Consider the following 14786-nt stretch of genomic DNA (forward strand, 5'->3'; position numbering starts at 1 on the left):
CACATGCGAATGCGTCAAATTATATAAAGCCATATGGCAGTTACATTTTTGCCACATGCATCTCTGCAAGAGCCGCCAACAGCGTATATTGCCATCCGAAATGAAGAGAACGATGCGCCGTATAGCCATAGGGTGTAGCATGGTGGCCATGCTGCTATCGGCATGCGGTGGCAGCAAAGGGCCTGTGACCTTTACCGAAGACGTAGCGCCTATACTGTACAGCAATTGTACCGGGTGCCATAGGCTGGGGGGAAGCGCACATTTTTCGCTGGTCACCTTCGAGGATGCGAAGAAATATGCCGCGGCCAATGCCTATGTGACCCGGAACCGCATAATGCCGCCATGGCCTGCCGACCCGCACTATACCACCTTTACCCGCCAGCGTGTGATGAGCGAGGACGATATAAAAGTATTGGAGCAATGGGTGGCCGGTGGCACACTGCCCGGGCCGGATGATAAACTGCCTGCGTTGCCCACATATCCCGTGGGCTCGGAGGTGGGGCAGCCCGATGTGCGCATACCTGTACCGCCCTACAGGATACCGGCCAATAGCGTAGACAAATTCCTGCTGGTGAAGGTGCCCTTCGAGCTGCCGCAGGATACCTTCGCTGCACTGATAGAGTTCGTGCCGGGGCGCAGCAATGTGGTACACCATGTGAACGGCGATATGGTGAAGTACGAGTATGAGCGGAAGAAAGATGTTTTTGCCGGAGAGCGTATACTGGATATGGTGGCCGATACCGCTACGCTACTACAGGCCTATGAACGGCTGGCGCTGCCCAATGATGATGGCTCTTACCCCGTGCTGCAGAAGTCGGTGGTGAACTACCTGCCGGGCGTGTTCGGGCAGCGGTACCCGGACGGGCTGGGCGGCTACAGGCTGCCCAGGAAGGGCGCTTTCCTGCTGAACGACCTGCACTATGGCTTTACCAACAGGGACGAGATATTGGATAGTTCCTACATCAACATCTTCTTCTCCCCGGCGCCGCCCAACAGGCCCGTGAAGGAATTTCAACTGGGTACGCTGGGAGTGGCACCCGTGGAGCCCGACCTGGTGCTGGAGCCCAATACGGTGAAGACCGTATATAGCAGGTATACCATACCTGCCGACATATCGGTACTGACGGTGAACCCGCATATGCACCTGCTGGGCAAGAGCTTCAAAGGGTATGCGCTGCAGCCCAATGGCGATACCATACGCCTCATATCCATACCGCGATGGGATTTCAACTGGCAGTATTTCTATACCTTCAGAAAGATGGTACGCATACCGGCAGGCAGCACCATAGTGGCCGAGGGGGTGTATGACAATACGAAACAGAACCCCAATAACCCGTTCAGCCCGCCGCAGCAGGTATCGGACAGGAAGGGGAGCATGAAGGCCACGGACGAGATGTTCCAGTTCATCATCACCTACCTGCCCTATATGCCGGGGGATGAGAACGTGAGCCTGGAGACCAACGGACGTTAAGAATACTTTGTCATGTATCTTCTGCCGGTTCCCTAACTTTACCTCACAAAAAACAGACGAACATATGAAGAACACATTCATTGCCATAGCGGCCTCGGTGGTGACACTGGTATCGGGTGGCGCATATGCACAGAGCAAGACACTACAGGTGGGTGATGCACTGCCCGCGGCGAACGAGCCTATGAAGAACGCTACCGATGGTGGCGAAATGGTGTACAGCAAAGCGGCAGGTAAGAACGGCCTGCTGGTGATGTTCTCTTGCAATACATGCCCCTTTGTGGTGAAGAACGAGGGTACTACCGCAAAGACCATAGAATATGCCCGTGAGCATGGTATAGGTGTAGTGATCATCAACTCTAACGAGGCAAAGCGCGAGGGCGACGACTCTTTTGAAGCCATGAAGCGCTATGCCCGCAAGCAGGGCTATAAGGTGCCCTACCTGGCAGATGCCAACTCTACCCTGGCCAATGCATATGGCGCCAACCATACACCCGAGATATTCCTCTTCGACAAGAAGAGCAAGCTGGTATACAAGGGCGCTATGAGCGATAACCCCGGTACGCCCGAGGAGGCAAAAGTGATGTACATAAACAATGCCATAGACGCGGTAGTGGCCGGCAAACAGCCCGATCCCGCCAGTACGAAGTCGATAGGATGCAGCATAAAAAGGAAAGCATAAAATATAGTGATGAAAATATTTAATGTGATACGCCCGGTCATGCCGGGCGTTTTGCATTTTCATAACTATAGCCAATGTTAAGTTGACATTATCATTTTCAAAGATCATGTATCTTTGCGGCCTCATGTCTGACGCAATAAAGCACGAATGTGGCCTGGCCTACATTCGGTTACTAAAGCCGCTCTCATTTTACCTCCAGAAGTACGGATCTGCATTTTTCGGGCTCAACAAGCTGTACCTGCTAATGGAAAAGCAGCACAACCGTGGACAGGACGGTGCAGGTATAGCCACAGTGAAGCTGAACACCGAACCGGGGCACCAGTTCATGCACAGGCTGCGCATAGCGGGCCCGCAGGCCATATCGCAGATATTCCAGAACATAAGCCAGGAAGTGGGCGAGCTGGAAAAGATGTACCCCGAGATAATGCAGCACCCCGGCCTGATGAAGGGCTACATGAAATTTGTGGGAGAGGTGATGCTGGGCCATCTGCGCTACGGTACACAGGGCAAGAACAATGTAGAGTTCTGCCACCCGTTCGTGAAGTCGCACATCAACCCTACCCGCAACCTCACCATGGCGGGCAACTTCAACCTGGTGAATACCGACGAGCTTTTCTCTAAACTGGGGCAGCACCCCAATACCACCCTGCGCGAAAGCGACCTGGGCGCTATGATAGAGACCATACACTACTACCTGTGCCAGGCCGATGACAGCGACCGGGCATCGCTGAACATAGAGGGCATACTGAAACAGGCCACCATCAACTTTGACGGTGGATATGTGTTCTGCGGACTGGTGGGCAATGGCGACAGCTTTGTGATGCGCGACCCCAATGGCATACGGCCATGCTATTACTACCAGAGCGATGAGGTAGTGGTAGCAGCATCGGAAAGGGCGGCCATAATGACCTCTTTCAATGTGGCGCAGGCCGATGTACGCAAGCTGGAACCCGGCCATGCCCTGATAGTGAACTCTCGTGGCGAAGTGAAAAATGCAGAGATACTGGCCCCGCGAAAGCTGACGGCCTGTAGTTTTGAGCGCATTTACTTCAGTCGCGGCAGCGACCCCGATATATACCGCGAGCGTATGGCACTGGGCCGCAACCTGGCAGGCAGGGTGCTAACAGCGCTGGACAACCACCTGAAGCATACGATAGTATCGTTCATTCCCAATACGGCAGAGACGGCGTTCTATGGCCTTATAAAGGGACTGGAGGACTACCTGAAAGACATACAGATACAGCGCATACTGGCCCGCCCCGATATGCCGGAGGATGAGATGCGCGAACTGGTGCATCGCCGTGTGCGCATAGAGAAGATAGCCATAAAGGACGTGAAAATGCGCACCTTCATTACCGAAGATGCATCGCGCAATGAGATGGTACAGCACGTTTATGACATAACATACGGTACCGTAGAGCGCGGTGTAGATACACTGGTAGTGATAGACGACTCTATAGTGCGTGGCACCACCCTGAAGGAGAGCATCATAAAGATGCTGAACAGGCTGGGGCCCAAGCGCATCATCATAGTATCGTCGGCGCCGCAGATACGCTACCCCGACTGCTATGGCATAGATATGAGCCGCATGGGCGATTTCATAGCCTTCCAGGCGGCCGTATCGCTGCTGGCAGATGCAGGCCAGGAGGGTAAGCTGCAGGATATATATGCCCAATGCAAGGCGGCGGATGCTGCAGGCAAGCTGCATGAGGAGAACTTTGTGAAGGGCGTATACGACTCGTTCACCGATGAGCAGATAAGCAAGAAGATAGCCACCATGTTGCGCCACGAAGAGGTGCAGGCAGAGGTGGATGTGATATACCAATCGCTGGAGGGGCTGTATGATGCATGCCCGCACAACCAGGGCGACTGGTACTTTACCGGCAATTACCCCACACCCGGTGGCAACCGTGTGGCCAACCGTGCCTTCATGAAATACATGGAGAAGCAGGAGGGCAGGGGGTATTAATTCGACAATGCGATAATGCGTGAATGTGCCGGTCTGTAAATGAGATAATGTGGGGAATGGTGATCATTCCCCTTTTTTCTTGTAGTGGTTAAACCTTATCTTGCTACCGCTATCTAAGCGTATATCTTTTTCAAATACACACACCATGAAAATATTCATATCGGGAGCTTCGGGACTGGTGGGCAGCAACTGCCTGAAACATTTTACAGAGATGGGCTGCGAGGTAGTGGGCTCTTATTTCTCGTTCCAGACAGATGATACCGTATTCTATGACACGCTGAACCCCGAGCATCCGTACAACTTCAACATAGAAGAATTCGCGCCTGATGTGATAGTGCATTGTGGGGCCCTCACACATGTGGACCATTGCGAGACGCACCCCGAGGAGAGCTACGACAAGACGGTACAGAGCACTATAAACCTGGTAGCAGTGGCCAAGGCGTGCAATAGCCGCATGGTATATATATCTACCGATTACGTTTTTGACGGTGCTACCGGCCCTTACAGCGAGGATGCCCCGGTGAACCCCATAAGCGTATATGCCCGCCACAAGCTGGAAGCAGAGCAACTGGTACTGCGCGAGATAAAAGATGCCCTGGTACTGCGCGTGACCAATGTATATGGCGACGAGCTGCGCGGCAAGAACTTTGTGGCGCGTATAATGGACCAATGCAGGAACAAGCAGAAGCTGACACTGAAACTACCCTATGACCAGTACGCATCGCCGGCCAATGCATGGGATATAGCGCGTGCCATGTATGTGCTGCTACGCGATGCTAAGAGCGGTATATACCATATAGGCAGCACCGACTACCTGAACCGTGTGGAGCTGGCCCTGCGTGTGCTCAGCTATTTCCCCGATGCAGAGTATGACCTGGTGCCGATGAGCACTGCCGATATGAAGCAACCCGCGCCGAGGCCCCTGCTGGGTGGTTTTGTGAAGATGAAGTTCAGCAACGAATACCCTGAATTCCTCTTTGGCAATGTGGACAGCTATATGCGCAGTAAGACTCTCGAATAGTGCGTTCGCACTCAAAAATGCCCGCATTTTGAAATATTTGATTACTTTCAGCGAAAATCCCTTACATGTCCGATCGCAGAAAGTTCGTAAAGCAGACCTTGCTTTCCTCAGCGGCCCTTTTATCGGGGTCTGCGCTTTCTGCCCGATCTACGTCTGCCCGGCCCGAAGAGGTGACGTATGAGACCGTGAGGAACAAGCCAATAGTCATATCTACCTGGGATTTCGGTAAGGAGGCCAATGCAGGTGCATGGGCCGTACTGCAGCAGGATGGCCGTGCGGTAGATGCCGTAGAGGCCGGTGTGCGTATACCCGAGGCCGACCCCGGCAACCAGTCGGTAGGCTATGGCGGCCGCCCCGACAGGGATGGCCATGTGACACTGGATGCCTGCATAATGGACGATAAGTACCGCTGTGGCTCTGTGGCCTGCCTGGAGCATATAAAGCATCCTATATCGGTAGCCAGGCTGGTGATGGAAAAGACCCCACATGTGATGCTGGTGGGCGAGGGTGCATTACAGTTCGCGCTGGAGAACGGTTTCAAAAAAGAAAAATTACTGACGGCCAAGAGCGAGGAAGAATGGAAGGAGTGGCTGCTGGAGCACAAATACAAACCCCAGAAGAATATAGAGAACCGCATGCCCGGCAGCAAGCACGACCATGATACCATAGGTATGGTGGCTATGGACAACCATGGCAATATGGGAGGCGCCTGTACCACCAGTGGCATGGCCTTCAAGCTGCGGGGGCGTGTGGGCGATTCGCCTATCATAGGCGCAGGCCTGTATGTGGACAATGAAGTGGGTTGCGCTACCAGCAGTGGGGTAGGAGAGGAGGTGATACGCATAGTAGGCGCACACCTGGTGGTAGAGCTGATGCGCATGGGCTATCACCCCGAGGCTGCCTGCCGCAAGGCGGTAGAGCGCATAGCCAAGCGCAACCCTGCCGGTGCCAAAGACCTGCAGGTGGGTTTTCTGGCGCTGAACAAGCATGGCGAATATGGCGCCTATGCGCTGCAAGAGGGCTTCTCATATGCCGTACGCAGCGATAAAGAGGAGAATATCTACGAGGCGAAACATCTTTTCTGACCTTTTCTTCCGGCTTTTTTCGTATATTCGGTCATCTTCATGCCCCGATGTGCGACCTGTTCTCATTCCTGTCGCACTGGCATATTTTCTCACCTTTTTAATTTTTGTTCGCTATGAGAATAGGTTTGATAGGATTTGGCAAAGCAGGAAAAGCCGTTGCATCGGTGATATTGCAGCACCCCGATATGGAGCTGGTGTGGGTACTGCGGCGGTCCGATGTATTAGAGAAGCGCTCTGTGGCAGAATTCCTGGGTGTATCGCCGGCAACAGGCACCGATGCCACCATCCACTCGATAGAGCATGTAGATATAGAGCAGTTTCTCGATGAATATCCTGTGGACGGTATCATAGATTTTTCGCCGGCATCGGGCATATATACCTATGGCAGGGCTGCGGCCCGCCGTGGCATCACCATAATATCGGCCGTGTCTCATTATGCCGAGGCGGAGAAAGAGCTGCTGGCAGAGCTGGCACGGGAAACTGTTGTGTTCTGGTCGCCTAATATCACCCTTGGTGTGAACTACCTGCTTTTTGCAGGCAAATTCCTGAAGAAGATAGCCCCGTGGGCCGATATAGAAGTGGTAGAAGAGCACTTCAAACAAAAACAAGGAGTGTCGGGAACCGCACTGAAGATAGCCGAGGCGCTGGAGGTGAACATATCGGACATCAACTCTGTGAGGGCGGGTGGTATAGTAGGCCGGCACGAGGTCATTTTTGGCTTCCCTTACCAAACAGTGCGCCTGATACACGAATCCATCTCGCGCGAGGCCTTTGGTAACGGGGTGATCTTCGCAGCGCAGAACCTGAAAGGGCTTGCTAACGGCCTGTACGATTTCGAAGATATATTGTTGCCCTACTTTTCTACAGGCAAGAACTGATGCATCGTTCTTTCATGTGATGGTCACACCTGCCTATCATAGCAAATTATGCTGATACGCAAAATAGTATGAGTTAAATATCATTATTTTATCTTTCTCGTCAGAATATTTTATATTTTCGATTAATTAATTGAAAGATCAAATGGATGTAAAGATATTGAATGCCATACTTGAGGGAAATTGTACCCTGTTCACAGGGGCAGGCTTTTCGTTCGGGGCACAAAGCATAAAAATGCAACCACTACCGGTTGGCGTCGGTCTTGCCGAAATGCTGTATAAGGAATGTGATATGGAAAGTGATGGAGACCTGAATATGAGCACTGTATACTACTCGGAAAGATTTGGAGAAGATCATCTGATAAAAAAGCTGCGGGATACGTTCTATGTCTCACAGCCAACAGAAGATCAGTTGTTCGTCTCTGGCTTAAAATGGCGGAGCGTATATACTACCAATTACGATAATGTCATAGAAACATGTTTTAGTAAACAGGGGGCCGTACCAAGATCTACAGGCATCGATACATTGCCTTCCCATTTCAATAGCAGGGATCACCTTGTTGTGCATGTGAATGGCAGTATAGAAGAGCTTAAGGACCAGGAGCCGATACCTGCTTCCTTTAAGCTTTCAAATGTATCTTATGCAACAGATTCTTTTTTAAGAAGCTCGTGGCATAATCAATTGCAGCAGGATGTTTATTCTTCAGATTATACCATTTTTATCGGTTGCAGTTTGCGCAGTGATCTCGATCTGACGAGGATACTTCAGAGAGCTAATGAAAACGGCCCAAGGCGACGGGTGATATTCATAGTAAGAAAAGGTGAAAGCAAGACGAATATCAGCAACCTTACACCATATGGCCATGTTCTTGATATAGGTATAGAAGGGTTCGTTCAGGCATTGAAAGAGCAGCAGACCGTTTATGTGCCCAGGCATGGAAACGATGAACTGACAACATTCTCGTTCCATAAATATCAAAGACCGAAAAAGACAACTTATGCAGGGAAGGATGATGTTTTCGACCTGCTGTTTCGGGGCCGGATCAATCCTGAGATCTTTTTCCATTCGGTACAGTTCCCTTTAGCCAATCCATACTACTTCTCAAGAAAAGATGTAGAAAGGATGCATGCTGAGATAGTAAAAGGCGAGAAGAACATTCTTGTCATCTCTAATATCGGGAATGGCAAATCTACCACTGTAGAGGCTTTGGCATATACTTTATTGCAGGACGACTACCAGGTATTCCGTTATGAGAAGGCATATGACTCGCTGAATATGGAGCTGGAATATATAAACCGTCAACAGAAGCCAGTTATCATATTAGAAAGCTATGCACAAAACAAAGATTTTCTGGAAACACTGCTTATCCACAGAACGAATAAGGGGCTTGTACTGGTAGTTACGGAAAGAACAGCCATATACGAAACAAGTATACAGACGCTAGAGAAGCTGACAAATAAATCTGTTTTTGCTGTACACGATATCAACAGTCTTGATGCGGAAGATATAGAAGGTTTCAGTAAACTGCTGACGCTACATGGTCTGTGGGGGAATGACATGAAACTTACAGAGCCGGATAAATTGAGTTTGATAAAGAGACAATGTCATAGCGCGACAAGAGAAGTATTGCTGCATATCCTCAAGTCTGAGAATATCATCAGCAAATTCAGTGTGATACTGAATGCCCTGCAAACGAAGAAAGAATATTACCACGCTATAATACTGATACTTACTGCCAGCAGATACAATGTCAACATCGATCTTCAGTTCGTGAACCAGGTATTGAATACGCTAAATATCAGAAGTACGAATTTCGATAATAACCTGGCTATAAAGGAGCTCATAGATTTTGAGAGCGATGAGATAAAGATACGATCATCGATAGTTTCGGAAGTGCTGCTGGAGCATGTATCGGAAGTGAAGCCATTGATAGATTCTCTTATAGAGATATGTATGACAGTTGATGAATGGGAGGACGAGACATCTAAGGCCCTGATAAGAGAATATATGAGCTATAGCAACCTGAAGTGGCTGCTGTACAGAAAAGAAAGAGACGTGAATGAGATGATCTTTTATTTTTTTGAGAAAATAAGGAACCTGAAAAGTTGCCGGAACAATCATCATTATTGGTTGCAATGTGCGATACTAGACATTGAGCGACAAAATTTTGAACTCGCACATAAACACCTGGAAACAGCTTACAGCCTTGCTTCTAAGGGAAGAAGGTACAGCCCTGACACCTACAAAATAGTTGATACTTATCAAATAGATAACCAAAAGGCAAATCTTCTGTTAAAGGAGGTGATAGCGCAAAAAGATGCGAACACTGCTATGCTTAAATTCAGGGAAGCGCATAAGACACTTACACGAGCTGCCGATCCTAACCGACTGAGGCATTATCCTTACAAGGTGGCCGACCTATATATCGACTTTCACAGGGTCTTTTATGACCAACTGAGCGATGGCCAGAAACAGAGCCTCATTGATGCTTTTGATGAAATGGTGAAGAAAATGGACGAGTACCTGCGCCAGGTGATACACTACCGGGAGAAAAGCTTCGTTAGTCAAACACGGGCAGATCTGGTGCAACTTATCAGCAATTTCCGGAACCCAAAGGCCGTAGCCAAACCTAGCTGATACTAAGCATGAAATACTGCACGGCCAGTGCATAGCCTTCCAGCCCCAGGCCACTGATGCTGCCCTTGCATTTTGCAGCTATGAAGGATGTTTTGCGATAGTCTTCGCGTGCCAGTACATTGGATATATGTACCTCTACCACCGGTATGCCTATGGCGGCTACGGCATCGGCCAGGGCTATGCTGGTATGGGTGTATGCGCCTGCGTTCAGCACTATGCCATCGGCCTTGCCAATGCAGGCATGCAGGTGGTCTATCAGCAGGCCTTCTACATTGCTTTGGTAATAGCTTACCTCTACCTGCGGAAAACGTGTACGCAACGTGGCCATGTATCCATCAAAGTTCTGCGCACCATATATGGCGGGCTCGCGTGTACCCAGCAGGTTCAGGTTGGGGCCGTTCACTATTGCTATGCGCATTTCTTAATGATGAATTAGGAATGATGAATTAGGAATGGTGGGGAATTTGGAATTTGGAATTTCTTTTTTTGGAATTTCCTTACACGGCTGTGGTATATGTCCTTAGCTCGTTGTAGAGGGTATCGCGCTCTACAGGTATGCGGCCCACGGCCTCTATCATATCGCATAGCTCTTCCGTGCTCAGCGATGGCGACTGCTCTTCCGAGCCGGCCATAGAGTATATCTTGGTAGTATCGTCTATGGTGCCATCCAGGTCGTTGACGCCGAACGATAGTGTGAGCTGTGCCGTTTGCCTGCCCAGCATGGGCCAGTAGGCCTTCAGGTTGCGGAAGTTATCCATGAATATGCGTGCTATGGCATACATGCGCAGGTCTTCTATGATGCTGGTCTCTGCAATGTTCGACATGTCGTTGTCCTTATTGCGGAACTTGAGCGGGATGAAGCAGTTGAAGCCTCCTGTGGTATCCTGCAGCTGGCGCAGGCGGCTCATGTGGTCTACACGGTGTTCGTACTTCTCTATATGGCCGTAGAGCATGGTAGCGTTAGAGTGCATACCCAGCTCGTGTGCGGTCTGGTGTATGTGCAGCCAGCCATCGCCATCTACCTTGTCGGCACATATCACATTGCGTACATCGGGGTGAAATATCTCTGCGCCACCACCCGGCAGCGACTGCAGTCCGGCATCCTTCAGGCGTTGCATACCTTCCTGCGTGGTGAGCTTTGCCTTGCGGAACATATAGTCGAGCTCTACGGCTGTAAAGCCTTTCAGATGCAGATCGGGCCTGTGGGCCCTTATCTTCGATAATAGTTCGCAGAAGAACTCGAGATTCATTTTGGGGTGTACACCACCTACTATATGCACCTCGGTCACAGGTTGGCCATCGTACTTGCGTACTATGTCCAGCATCTGTTCCAAGCCCATTTCCCAGCCCTCATCGCGGTGCTTGTACTGGCGCGAGTAAGAGCAGAAGTTGCAGGTGAACACACAGACATTGGTAGGCTCTATGTGGAAGTTGCGGTTAAAGTATACTTTGCCGCCATGCAGGCGTGTAGCTATATCATTGGCCAGTGCACCTACAAAGCCCAGCTCTCCTTTTTCAAAGAGTATCACGCCTTCCTCTTCGGTGATACGCTCGTTGTTCTTTACCTTATCTGCTATGGCCAGCAGTCTTTTGTCCATTCCCGTGGTCTTGAATACTCCTGATAGTTGCATTGTGCTGTAAATGTCTCATTTACAAAGGTAGAACTATATGCTGACAGATGTTCGAATATAAGATCATATACGCAGTATACATGTTATTATGAGTATTCACATATCTTAATGTGAAACTTATATTTATTTATAAAATAAATTAAATAAATTTTAAAAAATAAGACATTTTAAAAGAAGTGAAAACCTGTCTTTTAAACAATTGTCTATAAAATTATTTAAAATGTAGTTCATTATTAACTTTTAGGAATGTGATGTATAGTTAAAATGTAAACATAGAAATTAATTAACAATTAATTTCAAAAATAGCTATATTTTCTAAAGTAAATGTAACTTTTTAAGAGAATAAATGAATTATATTGCATAAAATGAACTTTTAGTGTTAATATTTTACATCCTTACTATGATATTTATGCTATCGGTCGAAACTTACTGTTAAAAGTTAAAAAAAATACAGTTTATTTTATTTTGTTTTATTCAAAGTAAATATTGAACGAGTTAAAAGTAATTTTCTGTTAAAATTTAAATATGCCCGCCAGAATATAGTACGAGTACCTGATGCGACCATAACTGTGGTCATGTAAGTAAAAAATCAAACAAAATAGTAACCTTTAAAACTTGATGTGTATGAGACGTATTTTTCCGCTTCTCTATTTAATGCTCTTTGTAAGTTTTGCTGGCAAGGCACAGACGTACCTGATGCCCGGTAGTGCTACTACCGCAACATACACCGTTTGTGCCGGCTCTTTCTATGATGATGGGGGGTCATCGTCAAATTACTCTTGTTGCAGTTTCCAGGCCATTACTACATTTTATCCGGCAGTACCAGGCAAAAAGGTACGGTTGGTCTTCAACTCGTTCTCGGTAGAGAATAGCTATGACTGGATGCGTATCTTCAATGGCAACAGCACAGGCGCTACGCAAATAGGTGGTAACTATTATTCCTCTCCCGGTACTATTACATCTTCGGCTGCCGATGGGTCACTGACCGTTCAGTTCCGCTCGGATGTATCAAATACTTATGCAGGCTGGGATGCTACTATCAGCCTAACGGGCACGGCCACCAATCCTATTACCGCTCAGCCTGCAGCAGGGGGGAGTACTGTGTGTATAGGAGGTAGTGGCCCCAGCGTTTCGGTGACAGCTACAGCCACTGTATTAGGACCGAATACCTACCAATGGTATAGAAATGGTACGACCAATTCGAACACCGGAGGCACTATTATAGCCGGTGCAACCAATGCAAGCTATGCACCCAGCCCAATAGTTGTAGGCACCAACTACTTCTATTGTGTAGTGACCAATTCATGCGGTGATGCATTTGCATCCAATACTACATCTGTCGTTGCTATTGCGAAGCCTACTGTAGCAAGCATCACACCCTCATCTTCATCGGTGTGTGTAGGTTCTCCTATTAGCTTCACGGCAGGTGCGGTATCTGCCGCAGGTGCGGGCTCGCTCGTATCTTATAACTGGACCGGACCTAATGGTTTCTCGGCCGCTACTACAGCCAATAACACATCGTTCACACCTGCCTCTACTGCTGCTGGGGGTGTTTACAGCCTTACGGTCAGCTACTCGGTATCTGGTTGTACCAGTTCTCCGGCAGTGGTCACGTCTCCTTCGGTCACGGTAAATAATCCGCCTACAGCTATTACCGGTGGTGGTATCATTTGCCAGAACGCTACTACTACGCTGAATTCTACACCATCAGGCGGCACATGGGCCACAGCCTCTTCAAATGCTACCATATTCAGTGGCACGGGCGTGGCTACAGGAATAAATGCAGGAACGGCCATTGTGACTTACACTGCACCGACCAACTGTTACACTACATATACACTTACGGTGAACCCTCTTCCCACTGCTACGGTGACACCAACATCGGCTGCCGTATGTCTTGGGAACGGTACCGCTTTATCTGTGAATTCTCCTACACCACAGGTATCTCTTCTGAGTCAGAACTTCAATAGTGGGCTTTCCGGCTGGACGATCACTCCGGGTGCAGGTACCGCGGCGCAGTTCTGGCAGATAGTGACTCCCCCAGGCACTGCATCTTTTAATGGAGATGGAACACAGTACCTGCAGGCTGCGGCCATGTTGTCTCCCACATCATCCGTTATCACTTCACCATCATTCTCTACTACAGGTGGTTATGCATCGGTAGCGCTGAAGTTCAATCAGGTTTTGTATTCACAGTCGCCAGATAATGCAGCTTCCATAGAATACTCTGCGAACGGAGGCCCATGGACACAAATAGTTAATCAGACCCCAAGCCCCGGCATCATAAATGATAATGGTAATGATGGCAACTGGAGTGCCGCCAACCCCGAGTTCAATATGGCACTGCCAGCAGGAGCTTTGAATGTAAGTGACCTTAAGCTCAGGTGGGTGTACAACTCCCAAGCGCTGTATTGGCTGATAGACAATATAACTGTAACAGGTGTTTTCCCCGCACCAACGCTTACATGGACGGGGCCCGGTACCATAGTATGTGGTAGCTGTGCTACGGCCACTGTTACCCCTACTGCTACGGGTACCAACAATTATAATATAGCAGTTACTTCCAGTACGGGTTGTATCACCAATACATCTGTGACCGTTACTGCCAACCCGCTACCTGCTGCCATATCGGGCAACCTTACCGTGTGTGAAGGAATGAGCAATACGCTTAGCAGCACTGCCGGCGGCACATGGAACAGCAGCGACCCCAGCAAGGCTACCATAGGTTCGGGTACAGGTGCTCTCAACGGTATTGCTGCGGGTACTACTACCATATCATATACATTCACTACTACCGGCTGCCGCACTACAGCCGTTGCAACGGTACTGGCGGCACCTGCTGCCATTTCTCCGGCTACGGCTTCTGTATGTATCGGTAGCAGTCTGGACCTTGACTGTTCTACCCTCAATGGTGTATGGAGCACCAGCAATGCATCTGTGGCCACTGTGGATGTTTCTACAGGTCTTGTAAATGGTGCCGGTGTCGGTACCGCCAATATCACTTATACAGTGCCTAACGGCTGTATCTCTGTACGTTCAGTAACGGTGAACCCGCTGCCGGCAGCTATCACAGGTGCATCGGCAGTGTGCGTAGATGCCTCTACCACGTTCTCCGACAGTGATCCGCTGGGTACCTGGAGCAGCGCCAATACTGCTATAGCTTCTGTAGACCCTTCTACCGGCAGTGTAACAGGTGTGGGTGCAGGCAATACTGTTATCAGCTACATACTGCCTACCGGCTGTATCGCTATCAAGGGTATACTGGTGAACCCGCAGCCCAATGCCATAAGCGGTGTGGATGCGGTATGCCAGGGTGCCACTACAGTGATGTCGAGCAGCTCGGGTAGCGCTACATGGAGCAGCAGCGCACCCGGTGTGGCGGCTATAGACGGTTCGGGTATCGTTACCACCAACACA

10 protein-coding genes are annotated in these 14786 nt (G+C 49.3%); 8 read left to right on the forward strand and 2 right to left on the reverse strand.

Features of this window, described 5'->3' with window-relative positions:
• Positions 1-100: 100 nt before the first annotated feature.
• The 7 genes from ABD843_RS14740 (at position 101) to ABD843_RS14770 (ending at position 9738) form a co-directional block, all read left to right on the forward strand.
• Positions 101-1471, forward strand: a complete 1371-nt coding sequence (locus ABD843_RS14740; protein WP_345084744.1) for a monooxygenase — start codon at positions 101-103, stop codon at positions 1469-1471.
• 64 nt (positions 1472-1535) lie between these two features.
• Positions 1536-2150: a redoxin family protein gene (locus ABD843_RS14745; protein ID WP_345084747.1), complete on the forward strand. Its 615-nt coding sequence runs from the start codon at positions 1536-1538 to the stop codon at positions 2148-2150.
• Positions 2151-2274: 124 nt separating this feature from the next.
• On the forward strand, positions 2275-4119 hold the full coding sequence (locus tag ABD843_RS14750; RefSeq protein WP_345084749.1) for an amidophosphoribosyltransferase: 1845 nt from the start codon (positions 2275-2277) through the stop codon (positions 4117-4119).
• 145 nt (positions 4120-4264) lie between these two features.
• Positions 4265-5140, forward strand: a complete 876-nt coding sequence (locus ABD843_RS14755) for an SDR family oxidoreductase (protein WP_345084751.1) — start codon at positions 4265-4267, stop codon at positions 5138-5140.
• 65 nt (positions 5141-5205) lie between these two features.
• On the forward strand, positions 5206-6225 hold the full coding sequence (locus ABD843_RS14760; protein ID WP_345084754.1) for a glycosylasparaginase: 1020 nt from the start codon (positions 5206-5208) through the stop codon (positions 6223-6225).
• 113 nt (positions 6226-6338) lie between these two features.
• On the forward strand, positions 6339-7103 hold the full coding sequence (locus tag ABD843_RS14765) for a 4-hydroxy-tetrahydrodipicolinate reductase (protein WP_345084757.1): 765 nt from the start codon (positions 6339-6341) through the stop codon (positions 7101-7103).
• A gap of 142 nt (positions 7104-7245) precedes the next feature.
• Positions 7246-9738, forward strand: coding sequence for an SIR2 family protein (locus ABD843_RS14770; RefSeq protein ID WP_345084760.1), 2493 nt, complete (start codon positions 7246-7248; stop codon positions 9736-9738).
• Here ABD843_RS14770 and aroQ read toward each other — a convergent pair.
• Entirely contained in the window at positions 9731-10156 is a 426-nt protein-coding gene (aroQ, locus tag ABD843_RS14775) for a type II 3-dehydroquinate dehydratase (protein ID WP_345084762.1), read from the reverse strand. The two genes, ABD843_RS14770 and aroQ, sit on opposite strands and share 8 nt — an antisense overlap.
• Before the next feature lie 79 nt (positions 10157-10235).
• Positions 10236-11369: an aminofutalosine synthase MqnE gene (gene mqnE, locus ABD843_RS14780; RefSeq protein WP_345084764.1), complete on the reverse strand. Its 1134-nt coding sequence runs from the start codon at positions 11367-11369 to the stop codon at positions 10236-10238.
• 624 nt (positions 11370-11993) lie between these two features.
• On the opposite strand from mqnE, the gene ABD843_RS14785 reads away from it, so the two are divergent.
• Positions 11994-14786, forward strand: a 2793-nt coding sequence (locus tag ABD843_RS14785) for an Ig-like domain-containing protein (RefSeq protein ID WP_345084767.1), incomplete at its 3' end; no start/stop codon positions are given.

Origin of the sequence: Nemorincola caseinilytica (genome assembly GCF_039540515.1) — a bacterium.
GTDB classification, from domain to species: domain Bacteria; phylum Bacteroidota; class Bacteroidia; order Chitinophagales; family Chitinophagaceae; genus Nemorincola; species Nemorincola caseinilytica.

What these genes read in the sequence shown, in the direction of transcription:
- ABD843_RS14740 (WP_345084744.1), top strand. Translation starts at nt 101, where the DNA reads ATGAAGAGAACGATGCGCCGTATAGCCATAGGGTGTAGCATGGTGGCC.
- ABD843_RS14745 (WP_345084747.1), top strand. Translation starts at nt 1,536, where the DNA reads ATGAAGAACACATTCATTGCCATAGCGGCCTCGGTGGTGACACTGGTA.
- ABD843_RS14750 (WP_345084749.1), top strand. Translation starts at nt 2,275, where the DNA reads ATGTCTGACGCAATAAAGCACGAATGTGGCCTGGCCTACATTCGGTTA.
- ABD843_RS14755 (WP_345084751.1), top strand. Translation starts at nt 4,265, where the DNA reads ATGAAAATATTCATATCGGGAGCTTCGGGACTGGTGGGCAGCAACTGC.
- ABD843_RS14760 (WP_345084754.1), top strand. Translation starts at nt 5,206, where the DNA reads ATGTCCGATCGCAGAAAGTTCGTAAAGCAGACCTTGCTTTCCTCAGCG.
- ABD843_RS14765 (WP_345084757.1), top strand. Translation starts at nt 6,339, where the DNA reads ATGAGAATAGGTTTGATAGGATTTGGCAAAGCAGGAAAAGCCGTTGCA.
- ABD843_RS14770 (WP_345084760.1), top strand. Translation starts at nt 7,246, where the DNA reads ATGGATGTAAAGATATTGAATGCCATACTTGAGGGAAATTGTACCCTG.
- aroQ (WP_345084762.1), bottom strand. Translation starts at nt 10,156, where the DNA reads ATGCGCATAGCAATAGTGAACGGCCCCAACCTGAACCTGCTGGGTACA.
- mqnE (WP_345084764.1), bottom strand. Translation starts at nt 11,369, where the DNA reads ATGCAACTATCAGGAGTATTCAAGACCACGGGAATGGACAAAAGACTG.